The 23085-nt window shown below is 46.5% G+C and carries 20 protein-coding genes; 9 read left to right on the top strand and 11 right to left on the bottom strand.

Going from position 1 to position 23085, the window contains the following annotated elements:
- Positions 1–5: 5 nt before the first annotated feature.
- Positions 6–1442: an amidophosphoribosyltransferase gene (locus BM257_RS11015; protein ID WP_092072391.1), complete on the bottom strand. Its 1437-nt coding sequence runs from the start codon at positions 1440–1442 to the stop codon at positions 6–8.
- Positions 1443–1566: 124 nt separating this feature from the next.
- Here BM257_RS11015 and BM257_RS11010 point away from each other — a divergent pair, with 124 nt between their 5' ends.
- Complete coding sequence (locus tag BM257_RS11010; RefSeq protein WP_143096836.1) at positions 1567–2031, top strand: hypothetical protein; 465 nt, start codon at positions 1567–1569, stop codon at positions 2029–2031.
- Positions 1992–3059, top strand: a complete 1068-nt coding sequence (locus BM257_RS11005) for an AAA family ATPase (RefSeq protein WP_092072385.1) — start codon at positions 1992–1994, stop codon at positions 3057–3059. The genes BM257_RS11010 and BM257_RS11005 overlap by 40 nt, the downstream gene beginning before the upstream one ends.
- Before the next feature lie 36 nt (positions 3060–3095).
- Here the strand turns inward: BM257_RS11005 and BM257_RS11000 are convergent, their stop codons facing one another.
- From BM257_RS11000 to BM257_RS10990, 3 genes are read right to left on the bottom strand one after another with little or no spacing between them, the layout of a single operon-like run.
- Positions 3096–3866, bottom strand: coding sequence for a DNA/RNA non-specific endonuclease (locus BM257_RS11000; protein WP_092072382.1), 771 nt, complete (start codon positions 3864–3866; stop codon positions 3096–3098).
- A 1-nt stretch (position 3867) separates the two neighbouring features.
- Positions 3868–4587 (bottom strand): ABC transporter permease, encoded by a 720-nt coding sequence (locus BM257_RS10995; RefSeq protein ID WP_092072379.1) that lies wholly within the window; start codon positions 4585–4587, stop codon positions 3868–3870.
- On the bottom strand, positions 4584–5147 hold the full coding sequence (locus tag BM257_RS10990) for an ATP-binding cassette domain-containing protein (protein WP_092072377.1): 564 nt from the start codon (positions 5145–5147) through the stop codon (positions 4584–4586). Before BM257_RS10990 ends, BM257_RS10995 begins: the two co-directional genes overlap by 4 nt.
- A gap of 79 nt (positions 5148–5226) precedes the next feature.
- Between BM257_RS10990 and BM257_RS10985 the strand changes: the two genes are divergently transcribed.
- The 6 genes from BM257_RS10985 to BM257_RS10960 all read left to right on the top strand — a co-directional run bounded on the left by BM257_RS10985 (position 5227) and on the right by BM257_RS10960 (position 12829).
- Positions 5227–6198, top strand: a complete 972-nt coding sequence (locus tag BM257_RS10985; RefSeq protein ID WP_092072374.1) for an agmatine deiminase family protein — start codon at positions 5227–5229, stop codon at positions 6196–6198.
- 37 nt (positions 6199–6235) lie between these two features.
- Positions 6236–7090: a carbon-nitrogen hydrolase gene (locus BM257_RS10980; protein ID WP_092072371.1), complete on the top strand. Its 855-nt coding sequence runs from the start codon at positions 6236–6238 to the stop codon at positions 7088–7090.
- A 22-nt stretch (positions 7091–7112) separates the two neighbouring features.
- Positions 7113–8981, top strand: coding sequence for an endo-1,4-beta-xylanase (locus tag BM257_RS10975; RefSeq protein WP_143096835.1), 1869 nt, complete (start codon positions 7113–7115; stop codon positions 8979–8981).
- Between the two features lie 13 nt (positions 8982–8994).
- Complete coding sequence (locus BM257_RS10970) at positions 8995–11247, top strand: glutamine synthetase III family protein (protein ID WP_092072368.1); 2253 nt, start codon at positions 8995–8997, stop codon at positions 11245–11247.
- A 62-nt stretch (positions 11248–11309) separates the two neighbouring features.
- On the top strand, positions 11310–12086 hold the full coding sequence (locus tag BM257_RS10965; RefSeq protein WP_092072365.1) for a hypothetical protein: 777 nt from the start codon (positions 11310–11312) through the stop codon (positions 12084–12086).
- Between the two features lie 2 nt (positions 12087–12088).
- The gene (locus BM257_RS10960) at positions 12089–12829 is read left to right on the top strand and encodes a hypothetical protein (protein ID WP_092072362.1); all 741 of its coding nucleotides are present in this window, start codon (positions 12089–12091) and stop codon (positions 12827–12829) included.
- Positions 12830–13220: 391 nt separating this feature from the next.
- Here BM257_RS10960 and BM257_RS10950 read toward each other — a convergent pair whose 3' ends face one another.
- From BM257_RS10950 to BM257_RS10920, 7 genes are all read right to left on the bottom strand, one after another.
- A complete protein-coding gene (locus BM257_RS10950) occupies positions 13221–15206 on the bottom strand; it encodes a hypothetical protein (RefSeq protein ID WP_092072356.1) in 1986 nt (661 codons plus the stop codon).
- 438 nt (positions 15207–15644) lie between these two features.
- Positions 15645–15929, bottom strand: a complete 285-nt coding sequence (locus BM257_RS10945) for a type II toxin-antitoxin system YafQ family toxin (protein WP_369821322.1) — start codon at positions 15927–15929, stop codon at positions 15645–15647.
- Positions 15926–16180, bottom strand: a complete 255-nt coding sequence (locus BM257_RS10940) for a toxin-antitoxin system protein (RefSeq protein WP_092072354.1) — start codon at positions 16178–16180, stop codon at positions 15926–15928. The genes BM257_RS10945 and BM257_RS10940 overlap by 4 nt, the downstream gene beginning before the upstream one ends.
- A gap of 554 nt (positions 16181–16734) precedes the next feature.
- Positions 16735–18090: a cation:proton antiporter gene (locus BM257_RS10935; protein ID WP_092072351.1), complete on the bottom strand. Its 1356-nt coding sequence runs from the start codon at positions 18088–18090 to the stop codon at positions 16735–16737.
- A gap of 366 nt (positions 18091–18456) precedes the next feature.
- Positions 18457–19470 carry an LOG family protein gene (locus tag BM257_RS10930; protein WP_143096834.1) on the bottom strand — a complete coding sequence of 338 codons (1014 nt, stop codon included), beginning with the start codon at positions 19468–19470 and terminating at the stop codon, positions 18457–18459.
- Positions 19471–19513: 43 nt separating this feature from the next.
- Entirely contained in the window at positions 19514–21061 is a 1548-nt protein-coding gene (locus BM257_RS10925) for a bifunctional metallophosphatase/5'-nucleotidase (protein ID WP_092072345.1), read from the bottom strand.
- A gap of 32 nt (positions 21062–21093) precedes the next feature.
- Complete coding sequence (locus BM257_RS10920) at positions 21094–21657, bottom strand: M15 family metallopeptidase (RefSeq protein ID WP_092072342.1); 564 nt, start codon at positions 21655–21657, stop codon at positions 21094–21096.
- 128 nt (positions 21658–21785) lie between these two features.
- Here BM257_RS10920 and BM257_RS10915 point away from each other — a divergent pair, with 128 nt between their 5' ends.
- Positions 21786–23015: a carboxypeptidase-like regulatory domain-containing protein gene (locus BM257_RS10915; protein ID WP_092072339.1), complete on the top strand. Its 1230-nt coding sequence runs from the start codon at positions 21786–21788 to the stop codon at positions 23013–23015.
- Positions 23016–23085 lie beyond the last annotated feature (70 nt).

The raw sequence follows: 23085 nt of genomic DNA, 5'->3' as shown, positions 1-23085 counted from the left end.
TAGAGTTATTTAAATATTTCGTCATCGTGCTCGTGGCAATAGCTAGAGCCATCGAAGCAGTGCGTACACAGATTCTCCTTGGGAATACCTATTGAGTCAATAAGATCCTCCAGAGAAGCAAATTTCACACTGGTCAGACCTAGTCTGCGGGCTATCTCATTCACCATCCGCTGGTATTCCGGAGTCCCTGTCTTGGCATATAACTCCAGGTTTTTCTTGTCATCACCTTCTATATCCTTAATGATACGACGGGTAATCAACTCCATATCCGTCTTCGACGAGGTGAAACCGATATAAGGACATCCATAGACCAATGGGGGACAGGAGATGCGTACATGCACCTCTTTCGCACCATTCTCAAAGAATGTGCGCACATTGTCACGTAACTGGGTACCACGGACGATGGAGTCGTCACAGAACACGATACGCTGGTTCTTCAAGATAGCAGGATTAGGAATCAGTTTCATACGAGCCACCAAATCACGACGCAGCTGGTTACCTGGGGTAAACGAGCGAGGCCATGTGGGGGTGTATTTCAGAACGGCACGCTTGTAAGGGATGTTCTTTCCATGGGAATAACCTATTGCCATGCCCACTCCTGAGTCAGGGATGCCACAAACAAGGTCGGCTTCCAAGTCCTTATCTTTCTCTCCGACAATCATACCATTCTTCTCACGTACATATTCTGTATTGATTCCCTCGTAATCACTGGCTGGAAAACCATAATAAACCCAGAGGAAAGAACAAATCTGACAGCGACTCAAGGGTTTTTGGAGTACCTCTTCCCCATCCTTCCGCAGTCTGACAATCTCCCCAGGACCAATATGACGCTCTATCTGGTAGTCAAGATTCGGAAAACTCGTCGTCTCACTCGATACGGCATAAGCCCCCTCCTTGCGTCCAATAACGATAGGTGTACGTCCCAGGAAATCACGGGCTGCAATGATACCGTCTTCTGTCAGAATCAGCATCGAGCAAGAGCCCTGGATCCTCTTATATACGTTATTGATACCCTCCACGAAAGAGTCTCCCATGTTAATCAGCAAAGCCACCAGCTCCGTCTGGTTAATCGTATTGGCAGACATCTCACTCAAGTGCATCCTTTGGGCAAGCAATTCATCGGTTATCTCACGTAAATTATTGATTTTCGCCACCGTCACCACAGCATAGCGTCCCAAATGGGAATTCACAATGATAGGCTGCGGGTCTGTATCACTGATGACACCAATACCCTGATACCCCTTGAAACTGTCAAGCTCATCCTCAAAACGGGAACGGAAATAATGGCGCTCCAATGAGTGGATAGAACGATGGAAACCGCTCTCCTCATCAAAAGTCACGAGTCCTGCACGTTTAGTTCCTAAATGCGAGTTGTAATCAGTGCCGTAAAACAAGTCGTTTACGCAGTCTTTTGTGGAAATAGTGCCGAAAAAGCCACCCATATTTCTTACCTTGATTATTAATTAATACCTTTTTAGGGCTGCAAAATTACAAAAAAATCAGAGATTATCTACTAACTATCTCATTTTTTTTGTAATTTTGTGGCGTTAATTGATGCACATGGGTATGTCACTACGACAACAAAATATGTTGGGATGGATATTGGTAGGACTGGGCGGACTGATTTATCTGGCTTTCCGTCCTACTACTTTACTCATGTTTCATGTCGCTGAAGGCATGGGACTGATGCCCTTGATAGCACAATGGAGAAGTTGGATGACTATCTGGCAACCTGCGGAGTTCTGGGTCTATTCCTTACCAGGGGGATTATGGGCGGCAGCCTATATCCTCCTCGCCTACGGGCTTCTGTCGCGTCAGTCAACCCTACTGCGACTAACTGTTGCCAGCAGCATTCCTATGACAGGTATCGTATCAGAACTTTTACAAGGGGGGCATTGTCTCCCGGGGGTCTTCGACTGGGCAGACCTGTTATGCTATGCTACACCATTGGTAGTATTATATATATATGTAATCATTAAAAATTTAAACATATGGCAAGTTTCTTTGACCGCTTCAACAGTAAGCAACTGACAATCGTTATCGTGTGTATTACAGCATGTTTTCTTATGATGGGCGCATGCACCATGGTCCTTGGCAATGAAGGAGAAGAAAGCAAGGAGAAAAAACTCGTCATTGACGACGATGACGATGGTTCCGATGTTGGTGGACGCAAATACAAGTTCACTGATAAGGAAGACCGCTCGGAGGGTGGTGAAGAGGGAGACAGCGTAAATGTCAAGAAACCTATTGAGGGTGATCCTTATAAGGAACTTGACGAACTGATTGGCTTGGATGCCGTCAAGGCGGAGGTACGTTCCCTCGCAAATTATGTGAAGGTGCAGAAACAACGTCAGGAGAAAGGTCTGAAGACACCAAACCTCAGCTATCACCTGGTATTCACGGGTAGTCCCGGTACTGGTAAGACGACGGTGGCTCGTATCGTGGCTCGTATCTATAAAGACTTAGGAATCCTCAAGAAAGGACACCTTGTGGAGACGGACCGCTCCGGACTCATCGGACAGTATGTGGGACAGACCGCTCCACGTGTCAATCAGATGTGCGACTCGGCACTGAATGGAGTTCTCTTCATCGACGAGGCATACGCCATTACCCAGAGCGATGCCGGCGCCGACTATGGTAAGGAGGCAGTAGCTACCCTTTTGAAACGTATGGAGGATGACCGCGACCGACTGGTAGTCATCGTGGCAGGTTACACCAACGAGATGAAGAAGTTTATTGACACCAACCCCGGCTTACAGTCACGTTTCAACCGCTATATCCATTTCCCCGACTATAGCTCCGACGACCTCTATAAGATTTTCCGCCAATACCTGAAGAAAAATCAGTATACCATTACCAAAGAGGCTGCCAGTTACCTGAAAGAGCAGTTAGACTATGCCGTCGAGCATAAAGACCGCAACTTTGGCAATGCCCGTTTCGTACGTAACACCTTCGAGAAGACCATCCAGGCACAGGCCAACCGTATTGCCAAGGCAGGAAAGGTTCCTGACGAAGAACTAGTGGAAATCACCCTTGCAGATATCAAGAGTGCGATATAACACCAATAAAGCCTGGGCGTCGCCCAGGCTTTATTCTTACCATTCAGAAAGATCAGACTTTGCCTCGATACGCCTCTCTATGTCATCATCAAGGACTGAGAAGAAATCGATACCTGTGAGCTGTTCTATCTCATCTATGGAACGGACTGTTTGGCGCATCGGTTGTCTGCTACCTACATTCTCGTAAATGAAACCGATGGCTGCAGGATTCTTGCCCGTGCGGAGCACTACTTTATAGAATGCCTCCGGGACTGTGATGCGTTTATTACGCTCACGTCCGATAGTCTTATGACTATTACCACGAAGGACGGGACCACAGACAATATAAATACGGTTATAGCGACGAGCCCAGGTGCGACACAACTGCTCCAAGTCGTTCCAGTCATTCTTGTTCAAGTTATGGTTCTGCGGACAGATATTGGTCATGAGGAATGTCTGTTCCTGAGCCGTACGGTTCCACTTGTTGTCACCAGCCGGACACATGTGACCACGGTCGTAGCCAGACTGCATATAGTCGAAAGTAGTGACTGGATTATGCGTATCTTCATCTGGCATAAAAGAGATACTCTTACGCTGACTCTTGCCATAGGTATGTTCCTTGGTGAGATACCACGACACGGCAAGGGGGATACGCATAGTCTCGGAATACCAAACTTTATAAGCATAACGCTGTAAAGGTGTGACATCCTGTCGAAGACGGACATCCGTGAGTCCCTTCTCTGAGGATGGAAGTTGTTCTACTTTCTGTCCACAAGACTGCAGACAAAGCAGCATTGTGGCTATTAATACGAAGGATAATCTTTTCATGTCAACTGATACGGGTATAGATATAGATGGAGAGTACTAAAATAAGCATCGTGCTGCTCAGTGCCGCTGCAGTCATCAGGACGAGGAAGGCAATGGCTTGCAAGGGCTGGATTCCACACAGGAGCATTCCACAAAGCAGGGAAGGCACGAAGACTAGTCCTACCAGTAATAACTGCTGTAAGACTGGTGTGAAGGCACGTGTAATCGCCTTCGTCAAGAAAGGACGTAATGCCTCCAACTGATGGGCTCCATTGCCACGAAGATACTCAAAGAGTTCCTTATGTGTTCGACGCTCCAGGACATAGGTCGTGATACCACGACGACAAACGAAGAGTGCCTCTGCTTGTAACATCGTCATGACAGGAAGGAAACAGGAGGCACCAAACAGATGGGGTACGTCCATCAACAAAAGGACTACTATTCCCATGATGAACGTCACCACCGTCATACTAATATAAATAGGTACCGACTGCCACCGTTTTCGACAGTAGACCGCTGTGGCAACACCACTGGACAACAGTACCCACAGGATGTTCACCCATGCCATGTCCCATTGGAATATATAGTAAAGACAGCCTGCCAACACCAATAATGTCACCGCCAACCGTCCAAGGACAGATGCTGACTGACGCAGGAAACGGCGGTCAAAGCGGAAAAGGATCAAGGCAGGTATCATTAGCAACAGGATACCGATAAGCATTCGTACAATCGTGATATTCATAGTTGTATCTGATTTTGTATGATTCGTGAGTTAACGGCAAGGACGGTAGTCCCCCTGCTTGCCGCCTCTTGCAACAGGCTGTCGACAGTCTCCATCACCTCCGCACTGATAGGCATGTCTGGCTCGTCGATGATCATCAAACGCTTGTCCAACTGCATCGCGTTCTGGAGTAACAGGAGGTAACGCTCATCCGCAGAGAGCTCTGTCCATCGACGTCCGTCTGCCGGTACCTTATAAGAGGTTCCACTCTTATTGACCCTCAATCCGAATAGCATCTCCGAGAGGTCAATAATACTGTCATAGTCCTCAATAGCCGACATGTGTTGCGGTACATAAGCTATCTGTCTGCGGAAATAGGGAGCCGACAGAGGGGTAAGCAACTCTCCGTCAATACTGATATGTCCGCTGTTGATAGGGATAAAACCCAGAATAGCACGTAGCAAAGTGGTCTTGCCTTTTCCCTCCGAACCACTTAGACAAACCAGTTGTCCATCACCTACTGTCAGTGACAGAGAATGTATCAATGGCTCTATCGTTACGTTGTGCAGTTCTAACATCATCGTATTTTTGTCGGCAAAGATAATAAATAATTCTCAATTATCAATTGCCAATTCTCAAATATTTCGTACCTTTGCACCCATGATTAAGTGTAAGAGGAGGATGCCTGCCGAGTGGGAACGGCAAAGTGCCGTGCAGCTGACTATGCCGCACGAGCATACCGACTGGGCTCCTATCCTGCCGGAAATACTTGCCGTCTATGAGGAGATGAGACGCGAGATCAGCAAGCGTGAGCCACTGATCATCGTTGATGACATCCCCCATAATGATACATGGGCAAGGGATCATGGTTTTATTACATGCCTAACCCCTAACCCCTCTCCTATAGGCGAGGGAGACGAAAAAGCCATTCTCCTTGACTTCAAGTTCAACGGCTGGGGGGAGAAATTCCCTGCGGAGTTGGATAATGAGATCAACCGCCATCTGTATGAGCGGGGTTTGGTGAAAGGTCTCTATGAAGACCATCTCGACTTTGTCCTGGAGGGAGGCAGTATTGAGAGCGACGGCAAGGGTACCATCTTCACTACGACCTGCTGCTTGATGGCTCTGCATCGTAACCAACCTCTCACACAACCAGAGATAGAGGAACGACTGAAGGAGTATCTGGGTGCTGAGCGCGTCGTATGGCTGAACCATGGAAGCCTCATTGGTGACGACACCGACGGACATATCGACACGCTGGTACGTATTGCTCCCGACGACACCTTAATATATATAGGGGGAGACGGCGACCATCCCGACTTGGTGGAAATGGAGAAAGAACTGATGGAACTACGGACGATGGAAGGAAAACCGTATAGGTTGTTGAAACTACCATTACCAAGACCCATCTACGACACGGCAGCCGGCAATCGCCTGCCTGCCACCTATGCCAACTATCTGGTCATCAACGGTGCGGTATTGGTACCTACCTACAACCAGTCCGACCTTGACGCAGAGGCGATGCGCATCATCGGAGAGGCGTTTCCTGACAGGGAGATCGTAGGCATCGACTGTCGTGCCGTCGTCCAGCAACATGGTTCTCTACACTGTTGCACCATGCAATATTATTGAAGATGAAAGATTAAAGATTAAAGATGAAAAGAGAAAGATGAAGATAGGACTGATACAACAGCACAATACTGCTGACCTTGCTGACAACAAGGCACGGCTTGCCAAGAAGATAGGCGACCTCGCCCATGAGGGTGCTGAGCTCATTGTACTCCAAGAGCTGCACAATGGTCTGTATTTCTGTCAGACAGAGGATGTCAACGTGTTCGACCAGGCTGAGACGATTCCTGGTCCCTCCACGGAATTTTACGGAAATCTCGCCAAACAACATGGTGTAGTGATTGTCACCTCCCTCTTCGAGCGCAGGTCAACAGGTCTGTATCATAACACGGCCGTCGTGCTGGAGAAAGACGGTACCATCGCTGGGAAGTATCGGAAGATGCACATCCCCGATGACCCCGGTTATTACGAGAAGTTCTACTTCACCCCTGGCGACTTGGGGTTCCATCCCATCCAGACTTCAATAGGTAAGTTGGGAGTCCTCGTCTGCTGGGACCAGTGGTACCCAGAGGCTGCACGGCTGATGGCACTGCAGGGAGCGGAGCTGCTCATCTACCCTACCGCCATCGGTTATGATCCCCATGACAGCAAGGAGGAACAGGAACGCCAGCGTATGGCATGGCAGACTGTCCAACGTGGTCATGCTGTCGCCAACGGACTTCCCGTCATCACTGTCAACAGAGTGGGAGAAGAAGACGGAGTTCCTTTCTGGGGCACCTCTTTTGTGGCTGGTCCACAAGGAGAACTACTCTACGAGGCACCCACCGACCAGGAGGTGGCTTTTGTCGTGGAGGTCAATATGCAACGTTCCGAACAGGTACGCCGTTGGTGGCCATTCCTCCGTGATAGGAGAATAGATGCCTACAAGGATATAACTAAACGATTCATCGATTGAACTAATAACTAAATAAAACTATATGAAGAAAATTTTTGTATGGATGCTTGCTACCAGCCTGTCGCTCTCTATGGTGGCACAGGAAAAATTCGAGTTGGGTAAGCCTGGTAATGACGACTACCGATACTTGGATGGGTATAAGGCTCTCAAAGACTACATTGATTACTCTAAGTACCCCAATTTCAAACTGGGCATCGGAACTATTGTCGACGACTACCTCAACAATTCCCTGGTCAAGAACTTGACTGAGAAAAACTTCACAGAGACAGTTGCCGGTAATGCGATGAAGATGGGTAGCTGTGTTGTTGATAATAATGGTACCATGAACTTCACAAAAGTGAAGAGCTATGTGAATACTGCCACCAATGCAGGGCTCAACGTCTACGGTCATGTCATCGCCTGGCACTCACAACAGCCTATTGGATGGCTCCAAACTCTCTTAGCAGATAAGCCAGACCCCTCTGGTGGTGATCCTGTATGGGCAACCATTACCAACAAGGATTTCCGTTCAGACAAGACGATTGGTTGGACATCCGATCAAAGCCAATACGGTTTCTCAACCAGTTTTAGCACCACCGAAGGATTGAAAATACATTGTACCAAGAAGAACCCCAACTACTGGGATGTGCAGATTGTCGCAATGGATAATATCCAAGTGCCTGCAGGCAAGACCTGCAAGATGATCATTACGATAAAAGGATCAAAAACAGGCACTATGAATTGCAAGATGGCAGGCAGCCTGAATGACGGCTACAGCACCGATTACTGTAAAGCCTTCAACTTTACAACTAGTTGGATAGATGTGGCCGTCGAGTTTAAACCGACATCTTCCAATAACATTATCATACTGCAGTGTGGCGACTTCATAGGCGATGTCTTTATCAAGAACATCAAGATAGAGGGTTACAAGCAAAAGACCATCCCCCTCACACAACAGGAGCGTCACGACATTCTCGTCGATGTTATGGACAAATGGATAAAGGGTATGATGGAAGCCTGCGACGGTAAGGTAAAGGCATGGGATCTTGTCAATGAGGCTGTTGCCGGCGAAGGCGATGACGGTGAGGGCAACTACCCTTTGCAACACTCTAATGGATATTCTGGTGGCGCATGGGATGTAGGTGGTGATAACTTCTTCTGGCAGGACCATCTGGGTGACCTGGACTATGTACGTCAGGTATGTCGCCTGGCTCGCAAATATGGTCCAGAGGGTGTAAAGCTCTTCATCAATGACTATAACCTGGAGTCTGACTGGGATGACAACAAGAAGCTCAAGTCGCTCATCAACTGGATTAAGAAATGGGAGGCTGACGGCATTACCAAGATTGATGGTATCGGTACCCAGATGCATATCAATTATTATGAGAACACAACCCTTCAGAAGAGTTCCGAAGACCACATCGTTAAAATGTTTGAGCTGATGGCCAATACTGGCAAATTGGTTCGTGTCAGCGAGTTGGACATGGGTTATGTTCGTGGGTCAAACAAATGGGCTACCCCTGTCTCTACCAATCAAATGACCGAGGCGGAGCACAAGAAGATGGCAGACTTCTACCAGTGGATCATCGAGGAGTACTTCCGCATCATACCTCCATCACAGCAGTGGGGCATCTGCCAATGGTGTCCTACCGACGCTCCCAACCACGGATGGCGAGCCAACGAGCCAGTAGGTATCTGGGACATCAACTACTATCGTAAACACGTCTATGCCGGTTTTGTACGTGGACTGAATGGTGGTGACCCCACAGGTATTAACAATATTAAGATGGACAAGACTACAGACACCTCAAAGGGTATTTTCAACCTCAACGGTGTACACATGCAGGGAACGTCACTCCATGACCTTCCTTCTGGTCTGTACATCGTTAACGGCAAAAAGATAGTCAAATAAACAGGAAAAAAATATGGCAAACAACTTAAGATTTCAGGTTGTAGAGGAGGCTTTCAAGAAGAGAGCACTTGATGTCAAAGTGCCTTCTGAGAGACCATCGGAGTATTTCGGCAAGTATGTCTTCAACAAACAGAAGATGTACAAATACCTGCCCTCCGATATTTACGAGAAGATGATTGACGTGATGGATAACGGTGCCCGTCTGGACCGTAGCATTGCCGACGCTGTTGCTGACGGTATGAAGAAATGGGCAATGGAGATGGGGGTCACCCACTATACTCACTGGTTCCAACCTTTGACAGAGGGTACGGCAGAGAAACACGACGCCTTCGTGGAGCATAACGGCAAAGGGGGTATGATAGAGAAGTTCAGTGGAAAACTACTCGTACAGCAGGAGCCTGACGCCTCCTCGTTCCCCAATGGTGGTATCCGCAACACCTTCGAGGCTCGCGGCTACTCCGCATGGGACCCGACATCACCTGTGTTCGTCATCGACGATACCTTGTGTATCCCCACCATCTTCATAGCCTATACTGGTGAGGCTCTCGACTACAAGGCTCCCCTCCTCCGTGCCCTCCACGCTGTCGGCAAGGCGGCAAAGGATGTTTGCCAGTATTTCTACAATGACGTGACGAAGGTACAGGTGAATCTCGGATGGGAACAGGAGTATTTCCTCGTCGACGAGGGACTCTATTCGGCTCGTCCTGACTTGATGCTGACAGGTCGTACATTGATGGGACATGAGAGTGCGAAGAACCAGCAGATGGACGACCATTATTTCGGCACCATCCCCGACCGTGTGCAGGCGTTTATGAAAGACTTGGAGATCCAGGCTCTGGAACTTGCCATCCCTGTGAAGACACGTCATAACGAGGTGGCTCCTAACCAGTTTGAGCTGGCTCCTATCTTCGAGGAGTGCAACCTTGCCGTCGACCATAACATGCTGTTGATGTCACTGATGAAGAAGGTGGCTCGTAACCACGGCTTCCGTGTGTTGCTGCATGAGAAACCTTTCGATGGCATCAACGGCTCTGGTAAGCATAATAACTGGAGTCTCAGTGCCAATAATGGTGTACTGCTCCATGCTCCTGGCAAGATAGACCCTTCGAATCCTGAGGCGACAGCCAACGAGACACTGCGTTTCGTGACCTTTATCGTAGAGACACTGATGGCGGTATATCGCCATAACGGACTACTGAAAGCCTCTATCATGAGTGCCACCAATGCCCACCGTCTGGGTGGCAACGAGGCTCCTCCTGCCATTATCTCGTCGTTCCTCGGGACACAACTCACGGAACTGCTGGATAAGATTGAGGAGTCAGAAGCCACTGAGCTCTTCACACTGAAAGGTAAGAAGGGTATGGAGATTGACATCCCACAGATTCCTGACCTTATCATTGATAATACTGACCGCAACCGTACATCACCCTTTGCCTTTACGGGTAACCGCTTCGAGTTCCGTGCTCCAGGCTCTACAGCCAACTGTGCCTCGGCAATGATCTCTCTGAATGCGGCAATGGCAGAGGCACTCGTCTCGTTCAAGGAACGTGTGGATCAGAAGATCGCTGAGTTCGCCGGGAAACCGGAATATTCCGCAGGCACTGGTCATACGGCGAAGTTCCATGCCATCGTAGAGGTACTGCGTGAGGATATCAAGACCTGCAAACCTGTCCGTTTCGACGGCAACGGCTATAGCGAGGAATGGGTGAAAGAGGCTGCGCGTCGTGGTCTCGATGTGGAGAAGTCATGCCCTGTCATCTTCGAACGCTATCTCGACGAGTCGAGTGTGAGGATGTTCGAGAGCACGAAGGTGATGAACCACAAGGAGCTGGAGGCCCGTAATGAGGTAAAATGGGAGATGTATGTCAAGACCGTGCAGATAGAGGCTCGTGTCCTTGGCGACCTCGCCATGAACCATATCATCCCTGTCGCCACTCACTATCAGAGTCAGCTCATCAAGAACGTACAGGGCATGAAGGATGTCTTCTCTGTGGAGAAGGCTGAACGTCTCTCTATCCGTAATATGAAACTCATCGAGGAGATTGCCGAGCGTACGGAGAAGATTGAGCAGTTTGTCGAGGAGTTGACAGAGGCAAGAAAGGTGGCTAACCGCATCGAGAACATCCACCAGCGTGCCATCGCCTATCATGACACGGTAGAGCCGCACATGGGTGCAATCCGCTATGAGGCAGACAAACTCGAACTCATCGTAGAGGACGGTCTCTGGACTCTCCCCAAATACCGTGAGTTACTGTTCATTAGATAAAGACATTTAGTTGAGGATATGTCTATTTTGACACACCCTCAATAACTTTAAACAATACAATTATGAAGAAAAGATTATTAGTATTGTTCCTTGCTGTCGTCGGAATGCAAATGTCGAGTGAAGCACAGACTGAATTAACGTATCCAAAATTCACAAAGGTTCTTGAAGTTACTTCAAAAAGCGTTAATATCAGGAAGGAGCCGTCCACGCAGAGTGCAAAGTTAGGGAATAGTCCAGAGTATCTGTTAGTACTTGATGAGAATGAAGAATGGTATCATGCATGTATCTTGAAAGAAGGTGCCGTTCTTCCACAGCCTGGTTATGTGTCAAAAAAAGTCTGTAAGGTAAAACCCTCTCCCAATCTTGACGATAATTATGTAAAACAGTGCTGGGATGGAGCCGGAGTAAGCATTGAGAACCGTACAAACGGGAAATATAAAGGATATTGTATTATTACATACTATGAGTTTTACTGTGGAGCGGAGAGAAACTGGATATTCATAGGGAAAAACAAGGGTAATGTTTGCATAGGCAAGCAATGTTATTATTGGCGTGTATGGTCGGACGATACGGAATATTCCCTGCAGTCTATTAATGGTGAAGCGCTGGAGGTTCCCATGAGTCGCATAGGCGATAGCGATGGTCCAGACTGGAACAAACTGACAGACCGTGAGATTGACAAGATTATGTCCTTTGATAGTATTGAACTGATGGTAGCTGGTAAACAGACACAGGCCTACAGGGATGGTCTGGGAACGACAACAGAGTCTGGGAAAGGTGTCGTTACATATTCTTTTGACAAAGCTAAATATATAGGTGAAACGATGATCACAAAATAAACATGATGAAACAGAAATTATTATCAATGTTTGTATTTCTGCTGATGGCGGCAGTGCAAGGTGAGGCACAAGTGACACTAAAGATTCCACAGTGGCAGAAGTTTGTAAAAGTTAATAAAAGTGCTTCTTTCAAGAAGGCTCCCAACGTAAAGAGTGCCACGCTTTGGGCAGACGGCGGCTCTACATCCGTCACTTTTTCCTGGAAGAAAGAAGAATACATGAGAAAGTATTACATGCCGAGTTTTTACCAAGAAATCTGCCCTGTCATCAAAGAAGTCAACGGATGGTATCTGGTGTACATTTGCGACGGCGGTCAGGGTCTTAGCGTAATGGAGGCTTACGTGCAGAAAAGTCAGTGCAGGGAAGTGAAAGTATCCTCCCAGCAGGTAACGCTTGACGATGACAACATAATAGCCAAAAGCAGCAAGGGTTGGCTGCGCAACCAAGGCTACGCCAATAGTCTGGAGTGGGCTTATATTGGTACGCGAGTTGGCAATCAGGTGGTGTGGATAGATTGCGGTGGTGTCTACGAAGGTCCCGCCATCGACTTCTTCACGAAGCATTGCGGAACACCCTTTGAGCCTAAGCCGTCTACGCTTAACGACAGGAACATCAGCGAGTTTTTGAATTCCAATACTCCACGCAGGTATGGTATAGAGTATCAATTCCAGGATGGTCATAGGGAAACCTTCTGGATAGAGGCTGACAGCTATAAATATCCCGTTAATACCATTGTAATATAATCCAAGTTTCGCAAGTTCCTAACTTGCCAGTTTTAATTGATAGATTTCAATAGCATATCTAGTCTTTTTCGAACTCACTTCATCCCCCTGTGAGCCTTGCAATACTAAATCAAAGCTGTTATGATACCATATAAGTGCAGAATACAGATAATGTTGCTTAAAGTATTCTGTCTTAAATTTGTTATCATAGTCTTTCTCATCGACTAAATCTGTATAAGGATGTTTATAAGACATGGCTAACATGAAACGTGCAGTATCAATTTCATGGATAAAATCGATTATGCGACGCCTTGTCTCAATATCGTTTGGTGTAATCGGCTACACAAGGTCTTTGTCTTCAAGGAAATGTGCAGGTTCTAGTAAACGATATGCTTCTTTAGTTGTCATGCTGTTATTTGTTTTTAGGGAAAAAATCGTCAAGCCAGCCTTTTTCTCTGGCTTTACTATATGCACCGCAAGAACCTTCTTTAAAATAGCTCCTCTTTTTATATTTGCATGCCTCAGCTTTACATGATTCGTACGTCCAAAAGTTTGTCAGCGGCTTAAACCATGTGTAATCATCTATCCAGCCATTCTTAAGAGCTAAGCTATGTGCTCTTACACAATGACGCTTAAATTCAGAACGGTTTTTATATTTCTTGGCTTCCTCATAACACGTTTCTCTATTCCAGTAATTGTACTTTTGTTTTTCGGAAAACCATATATAGTCATCAAGCCAGCCATTCTTTAATGCATTGTTATAACCAGAAACACATCCAACTTGAAATTGTTTTCTATTTTTGTATTTCTTTGCTTCCTCGTAACAATGTTCGTAATTATTCCAATAACCTACAGGTTTGGATTGGCGACTTTTTAGCCATGTGTATTCATCTAACCATCCCATTTTCCACGCTTTCCTATATCCTCCTCTGCAATTATTTTGAAACTCCCCACGTGTTTTGTATTTCTTTGCTTCTTCATAACAGGTTTTTTTATCCCATTTCTTCTCCCACAACACATCAAACCATGTATAATCTTTAATCCATCCATTTCTTCGAGCAGCATCATATGCACTACCATTAGCATTACCAAACTCGCTCGCAGATTTATATTTTTTGGCTTCTTCAAAGCAAGTCTTTCTATTCCATTTTCCATGGCTAATATATCCTAAAGAACCTTTACCTATTCCTGTAGCTAATCGGTTGAGCATAGTATACCCTTGCTGTTCATACCATTTTCGCCAATAATCCTCTCTATCTAATCCTTCTTCCAAAGTAAGATTGGACTCTATGATTTTCATTGGAGGGACTGGAACGTTATGCTTTTTTGCATACTTTGCGACATTATCGCTATCTTGACCAAAAACATGCTCTCTATCACGTTTCTTTTGCCTTCTCATCAAGGTTCTTCCGACATAAGCTGCTTTAGTTTCTTCAAATATATAAACATACACACAATCTATCCTATCTTTGATGATGTCAATTCGTTGGTCAATTAACCAATCATAGTCATCTAACCATCCATTAACAACTGCTGCATGATGAGCTGCAGAACAGCCTTTAAGAAATTCTCCTTTTGTATTGTATTTCCGAGCTTCTTCTTCACATCGTTTTCTTGTCCAATAACCATTGGGTTTCTTTATTTCCTCAAACCAATCAAATTCCTTGAAAAGCCCCTTATCGTATGCGTACTTAAAAGCTCCAGCACAATTTCTTTGAAATTCAACTTTTGTCTTATATTTCCTTGCCTCTTCGTAACAAGTCTCTTTTGTCCATTTCCTTCTTTTTATACCATTTTCGATATCCGAACATTTAGGACATCCGTGCCCCTTCAAGTGGCTTGATGGAATTTGCTTAAAAGAACCATGAATGGGACAAATAATATTGACATAGGTCATAGAATTGACATATTCAACAGCACTATAGTCATAAAAACCATTATGGACTACATTTGCTCTTTCTATGAATTTTTCTTTTCCGAGTTTATAACGAGTGGCTAAAGAAGCACGAAAACATTTTTCGCATCCTTGACCAGCAAGATGTTTTTGAGGAGATTGCATAAATTCTCCATGAGTAGGACATATTATACAAACTTTAGTTCTTTTATTTACATAGTTAACTTTGGAATAGTCGTACTTATTTCCATGTATTTCCCTTGCTAATTTAAGAAACTCATCAACAGGGTGTGTACGTTTTGTCCTTGTAGTTTCTATACCACAACTAGGACAACCAACACCACTCAAATGGTTACCTGCTTGTTGTAGAAACTCTCCATGTTTTTTGCAAATAATACAGACTTTTGTCGACGAGTTTACATACTCCACCTTGGAATAGTCATATCTATCCCCATGCACCTCGTGGGCTTTCTTTATGAATTCTTCGGTAGTCAGTTTTGCCATAAGAGCTGTAGCGTAAATTTAGGGACGTTTCTGCCTAATCCGATTGTGAATATACTTATTTGGAACATGAGTATTTTTTAAAAGTTACAACATCACAAAGGTACGGATTTAATTTCATTCTACAAAATTATTGAATAATAAAGTGAAGCTTTCGAAATTTTGGGACGGTTCTGAATGATCCACAAATGATAATAATCTCACGACTGGCAGAGCAACGATTCTGCCAGTCGTTTTCCTCCTAAAAAAAATCCTGCTATCCCTGCTACAAGGGGGCTGAAATGCCGATGTATAAAGGGTGGAGCCTGTAGCACGATTGGGATTTATCCTGCTACAATGGTGCTACAATCCTGCTACAGACAGCAACTCCCTTTGAGTTCCCTTTCATTTCAACTCCCTCAACAACAAATCCGTTTTTTGGGCATATCCCAAAAGGAAGGGTTACATCCTACTTTTTCCCAAACAACTCAGAATGGGAACCCAACGGACTAATTCTATAATGTCTGTATCAGGGTCTATCCAGATTAAAAGAAAGTCATTCTGGATATGACATTCCATACAACCCTTATAGTTACCATGCAACATATGGGGCAAATACTCTGCAGGAATAGGTTGATCATTTTGTAACTTTAGCAAAATCTCTCTAAGTGCCTCAAGTTTGGTAGGGTTGTTTTTGAACCGTTTTAGATCTTTCTTGTATTGAGTCGTTGGCTGAAGTTTTTTCATTCTTCGTTAAGAATATCGTTCATCATTTCATCCACATCTGTATACACCTTGTTGGGGTTCTTTCCTGACATAGCTTCGGAAATGGCTGATTTAGTTAGTTCATTAGGCTCATGATACACAACATCGAGCAAGACGCTCTCAACATAGTTGTTCAACGTCCTGTTCTCACGTGCTGCATTACGCTTCAGGCTCTCTAACAAGTCTGCCCTCAAGCGGAAAGATGCAGGTTTTCTGATAATCGTTGTCGCCATACTTTATATATTAATTGTAATACATTTGCATGCAAAGATAATACTTTTGCAATATATTACCAAATTATTCTTATCTTTTTGATGTTATTTCAACTCCCTCAACAGCAAATCGGGGTTTTGGGGCATATCCCAAAGACAAACGAGACCGAACCAATAGGGATAGCGACTGTTTTTGAGCGGTTTGCTTTCGGCTATAGCCGTTCAGTTGTTTGACTGGAGCCGTTCAGTCGTTTGGCTATAGGCAAACGGTTGAAAGGGCGTACCTTTCTCCCTCGAAGGTAGGCACTAACACCCCATCACCAGTAATCTTCTACCCATACACAAGGCAGTAAGATTGGCAGAAGTATCTACTATGAAAGTAAATTCAGTGTGTTTACTCAGTAAATTCAGTGAATTTACTCACCAAATTCAGTGAATTTACTGAGATAGGAGATATTGGAATGGTTCAGGGTTAAGGGTTAAGGGTTAAAAACGCCTCAACACCTCACCTGATATGGTTTAAACGAAGAAAGGCTTCAACAAGCATCGTTAATCAAAGAAACGATGAGAAAAACCTATGAGCCATGATTCTCATCATGAGCACTCATGTTCTTGATAAACAGATTGACAAGACGCTTCGTGATGATGGTATGACGAACGGCATGACGCGCCTTATCTGCCAATGAGTTCTTGTCGCCAGACGGTTTAGCAGCCTTTGCCTCTGCTTCTGCCACTTGTTGCTCGCGCTTGTCGATCTTAGCACGCAAGCTCTCTGAAGCGTGATTATAAAGGAAGGTATAGCAGGGTATAGCAGCCTTCATAATATAAGGTGTGAGGAAGGTGGTCACTACACTGGATGCCACGATGATAGGATAGATGATAGGATTGAGAACGCCCAGGCTGGTACCCAGACCTGCGATGATGAACGAGAACTCACCAATCTGCACAAACGAGAAGCTGGTAAGCATGGAGTCGCGCATCGTCTGACCGCCCCACCAGCAGCCCAAGGTGCCAAAGAGAATCATTCCGACGATAATTACCAGGCTGACATAGACGACACTCATCCAGTATTCCGCCAATGAAGCCGGATCAATCATCATACCCACAGAGATGAAGAAGATAGCAGCAAAGACATTCTTCAGCGGTGTCATCAGTTTTTCGATACGATGCGACTCCACCGTCTCAGCAAGGATAGAGCCCATCACGAAGGCACCGAGTGCACTGCTGAACCCTGCTTCCTCTGCCGTCAGCACCATACCCAGGCATAGACCCAAGGCGAGAATGATAAGCGTCTCGTCATTCAAATATTTTTTCACTTTGCGTATCAGAGTCGGGATAATCAGTATTCCGCAAATGAACCATGCCGCGAGTGTAATGGCAAGATCAAGGACCTTACTTGCCAGCTCGGCACCCTCGAACTGATGACGGATGGCTATACTGGAGAGCAATACCATCAGTACCACAGCCACCACATCCTCCACAATGAGGATGCTGGTCGCTCCCTTGACGAAACGCTCCTTACTCCAACCTGCCTCGTCAATGGCCTTCATCACGATAGTGGTGCTTGACATACAAAGCATGCCCGCCAGAAACAGGGAGTTGACCATATCAAAATCAGCATCCATTCCCACTGCGTAACCAAAGATCATCATACCCACGATGATTGTCAACGCACCTATTGCTGCCACCTTGCCGCTGCTGATGAGGTTCTTCAGGCGGAACTCCAGACCGATGCAGAACAAAACAAATAGTACACCGATATCGCCCCATGACTTCACATTGTCCGCATTCACAAAGGTCTTGCCAAACAGATACGGACCAACTAAGACACCCGCAACGATATAACCCAGCACCACTGGCTGCTTTAACAACTTAAACAGAATGCTGACTACAGCTGCAGTAATCATCAAAATGTATAAATCTTGTACCATATTCTTATATTTTTATATTATGCATTTCCAACGTTCCGTCGCCTACCCGTAACCTTTCAGAAGTAAAATTCTGGGTTGGAATTCTCTTATAACTTGTCTTGTTTTGGGTTAATATAGTATTACAGTTTTTGCAAAGTTAATAATTATCCTTTAAATAACCATACCAAAAAGCATTTTTATTTCAACTTCTGATAATTTGGGAACTCCGACCAATCCATTCGGTGAGGTTTGTCCAACAGATGATTTGATAAAATTCTCATGTCGATATCTCCCAAGGGGCGTGGCAATATCTGTTATCACCCATGGGAGATAAAAGAGAGCCCTGTCAACCGGCAGGACTCTCTTATAGGTATGCTTTCTATTCCTTTACTTCTTATTCCTGAAAGCCTCCAGTTCCTTGACGATGACATCGAAGTCGTCGGTGAGAGTCAGTTGGAGGTTCTTGTATTTCCCAAGTTTCACCATTTCCTGCAGGAAAGGATATACAGGCATCTCCTTAGTCCAGAAATCAGTGCCGAGGAAGATCATCGGACTGGCATAGCCGAACGACAGGTAGTGGTTCTGTACAGCATCCTGGAAGATCTCCTGCATAGTGCCCGCACTACCCGGAGTATAGATGATACCACCGAAGGCAACAGTGAGGATCAGGTCCTCGCGGATGCTGTTCTCGAAGAACTTGGCGATATGGGTAGCAAAAGGAGCGGAAGGCTCATGACCATAGAGATAGGTGGGGATGCCGAGGCTCACATAGTCACCCTGACGGGGGAAGCGCTTCATCACCTCAAAGGAAGAAGCCAGCCATCCCTTGTCGTTGAATGACGGAGCCACCTTCAGGATCTCGACGGCAGCATCCACATCAGCCTCCGTGCGTCCTGCAAGCCAAGCACCCAGATGGGTAGCCTCCATAGCACCAGGACCGCCACCGCTCAGCATAATGAATCCCTGTTCTGTGAGACGCTTGCTCAGGAGCACCACCTTCTTATACATCGGGTCGGTACGCTTCAAGGCGTGACCACCCATGATACCGAGACAGAGACGAGAATTGTATTTCTTAAAAAACTCGTTAAGAGCCACATGGATACCATTGTCGTGCAAAGAGCGGGCAAGAGACTCCTCTGCCGTCTGCGCCTGTTTACCCGTTGCCATGAAGTGCTTGTACACTTTCGTGTCGTAGCAGGTCTCGAAAGTCTCTGCTTTCTGGGGATCGTAACCGGCATAGAGTTCTTCCGCCGTGTAGAGTGACGTACGGTTGACATCAAAAGGTACAGCCTTCAGATAGTCCATCGCTTTCGGAGTGAACAGGTCGCTCATCGACTGTGCATTAACAGCTGTTGCAAGCATCATCATTGACATCATACAAATAATTCTTATTGTTTTCATAGCTATATTAATTAAATTATTACATTATTACATTTTTTAATTTTTACATTTTCTTCATTCGTCCCTGAGGCTGGGCATATTCCTGTCCGATATGTCCGTTGAGGTTCTTGGTGACATACTCAATGAAGATATCGTTATAGGTACGCTTCGTCTCCCATTTGATCTTACAACCCTTAAAGGCATTGTAGAGACCACCGTCCGTCACGCAATACTTCGTCGTGGCAACAGTATAGACACGGTCGAGGTTAATAGGCTCGTAATGCTGTGTATAGCTGTTGAGGACCTGTACGTCGCTCACACGATGCTCTTTCTCATGGATGACGAACTTCATGCCAGAGACCTGTGGGAACTGACCGTCAGGCTTGGGCAGGAAAGCCATCAACTTATTCAGCATGGCAACAATAGTACTGCCCTTCACCTCAGCCACCACGATATAGTTGTCGTAAGGCAACATCGAGAGGAGGTCGCCATAGGTCAGGTCACCAGCCTTCACCTCATTGCGGATACTGCCGCTGTTGAGGACGGAGATGTCAGAGCCTGTCACCAGACGGAAAGCATCCGTCACGATGTCGCCACCATTCGTCTCCCCCATACGGACAGCCTCACGCCCCTCGTCATCCGTAATACGCAGAGGTACCTCACTATGGCAGATCAGACGACTCGTCTGCGCATGAAGCATGGTGTTGATGCTGTCCACCAGATGGGCGACATAGGCGTTCTTCTCCTTCACACTCGCAATGGGGATGAGGGAAGTAGTCATCCTGCCATCCGGGGTGATGAGCAACTTACCGACATTGGCAAATTTCGTACCCGTCTGTGTCACGATGATGGGTTTTCCTGCCTTGTTCAGAACAGTATCAGCAGTGATGACGGCATGGGAATGACCATCCAGCACGATATCGATACCCGTGGTATTCGCCACTACCGTATGGGAGTCGGAATGACGGGCATTCTCATTCTCACCCAGATGCGAGTCCAGGATCACATAGTCGGCACCAGCCCTTCTCGCCTCATCAACGGCACGTTGTACCAAGACGGAGATATCCTCAGGTTGCAAGTCGTAGATGAGACTGTCACGCTCATCCTTGAACGCATACGCCTCATCCTCCATAGAGGTCGGTGTGACGACACCCACGAAGGCAATCTTCTTGTTACCCACCCGTTTGATGACGAAAGGAGCATACACCATCCTACCCGACCGCACATCATAGAGGTTGCAACACACGATAGGAGCAGGCACCTGACGCAGCAGTTCGAACATACGCTCCATGCCGTAGTCAAACTCATGGTTACCCAGTGTGACGGCATCATAGCTGAGAGCCTTCATCACATCCACCACATACTGTCCTTTTGAGATGGCACCCACCGTCTGTCCCTGGACATAGTCTCCATTTGACACCAGACAGACATCAGCGGTGTCGGCAATGGCGTCACGCAGTCCAGCCAGCTTGGCATAGCCGTCCATCGCACAGTGTGCGTCGTTCTCATAAAGGATGACGATGTTACGCTGTCTCAGACTTTGGCTGTACGTATACCCTGCATGGCAAAGCATCACATACGCCAACACAGAAATCCATACTATTCTTTTCATAACTTATAAGGTATTTGATTGATTACACACGCTCACGGCTTCTCGAAATGCTGATAGTCCTTGACGGTATTCCAGTTGCCGCCCCACTTGAACCCGTGCTTCATGAACAGGCGGTAGCAGAGGTCGCACTTCGTGATCTTGTATTTAAACTTCTTCTTACGGTCGACATAGGGTTTACCCGTAGCGGGCTGGATAAGGATAGTACCGTCCTTCTTCCTGCGTACACAAGGGTTGTAGAGCGGATTGATATCGATGGCAAGACCACGGGCATGGTTCGAGAGCTTGGTACTGCCTTCCACCACCCGGTAGCAGTAGCATGAGGTGTTGTTGGCACGCATCGAAGCCTCATCATCATCCCCATACTCGGAGATAGGACGCATGCGCTCAATAGGATATTTCGCCTTGTAAAGCTCCGCGAAGATTTCCTGCAGGTCCTTCGAAATCGTCTTGTTACAGACAAGGACACCCACCTGTGTCTTCCCCTCCCCGTCGATATGCTTAATATGCAGGGTGTCGAGGACAACACCGTCAGGCTGGGCCTGCGCTGTTAAATATAAAAATGACAGCATGAAAAATTGTATAACTATCTTTTTCATCTCTTTCTTCTCTCTATGTTTAGACTTTCGGGGACAAATGTACAACTATTATTTCAAATAAACAAGAAAAACATTTGGTTTTCTTGTTACTTATTCGTATCTTTGTCCCAACAAAACGAAGCAAGACGATGACTACAAAAAGACTATTCATGACGGCAATGCTGTTGACAGCAATACTGACCGCATGGGCGCAGTCAGTGGTAAGTGGAGTGGTGACCGACCGCCAGACGGGACGGGCACTAAGTCATGTGAGTGTCTCGGCAGAGGGTGGCAAGGCACATACCGTCACCAATGACGAGGGCTATTTTGTGCTGAAGACCAAGCAGACGCCGCAATACCTGCAACTGAGTCATATCGGCTACAAGACACGTCGCCACCAGTTGAAGGAGGGCACCCAGAACGTGCGGATCATGATGACCGCCAATGTGGTGGGGCTCCATGAAGTGGTAATTACCCGCAACGACCCTATGGAGATCGTGAAGGCTGCCATGAGTCGTATCGAGAAGAATTATCCTGACCATCCCGAACTGGTACGTTGCTTCTATCGTGAGACGGCACGTCGCGGCTCTCGTTTCATCGCTGTGGCAGAGGCTGTGGCGGATATGTACAAGAGCGGCTATAACCGTGGTCCTGAGCGTGATGCCGTTGCCATCCTGAAAGGGCGGCGGTTGATGAGTATGAAGGCGAAGGACACACTGGGGGTGAAGATACAGGGCGGTCCTGTGATGCCGCTGATGGTCGATGTGGCGAAGAACCCTGACTATCTGCTCAAAGAGGAGGAGTTCTACAAATATGCTTTCTCCATGGAGATGCCTGCCATCATCGACGACCGCCTGCAGTTTGTGGTGAGCATGGAACCCGTTGGGGCTTCACTCTATCCGCTGATGTACGGAAAACTCTATATTGACCAGGAGACACTGGCATTTACCCGTGCGGAACTGCAACTGGATACAAGAGACTGGCGCAGTGCCTCTGACTATATGTTGGTACATAAACCCTTCGGACTCCGTTTCCGTCCCAAGGAACTGAGTGTGACAATCGTCTATGAGACGGATGCACAAGGGGTTACACATATGAGCTATGTCCGTAATGAGATGCGTTTCAACTGTGACTGGAAGAAACGGTTGTTTGCCTCTCCCTTCACCACTGTCAGTGAGATGGTGGTGACCGACCGTCAGCAACAGGGTGATGGTGTGAAGCGACCCAAAGGTCGTAACTCGTTTGGTATCCGGGAACGCTTCTACGACAAGGTGGAGTATTTCGACGACCCCGACTTCTGGGCAGACTATAACATCATCGAACCGACGGAGAGTCTGGAACATGCCATTGGCAAGCTGAAGAAGCATGTCAGGAAATAGCAATGCAGGCCGTATCTCAGAAAAATGCAAATAAATTTGCTTTTTCGTTCATTTTGCACTACCTTTGCCC

It is taken from the genome of Prevotella sp. tf2-5 (genome assembly GCF_900115435.1).
Taxonomy (GTDB): Bacteria; Bacteroidota; Bacteroidia; order Bacteroidales; family Bacteroidaceae; genus Prevotella.
This window is presented reverse-complemented; position numbering and strand designations above follow the sequence as displayed.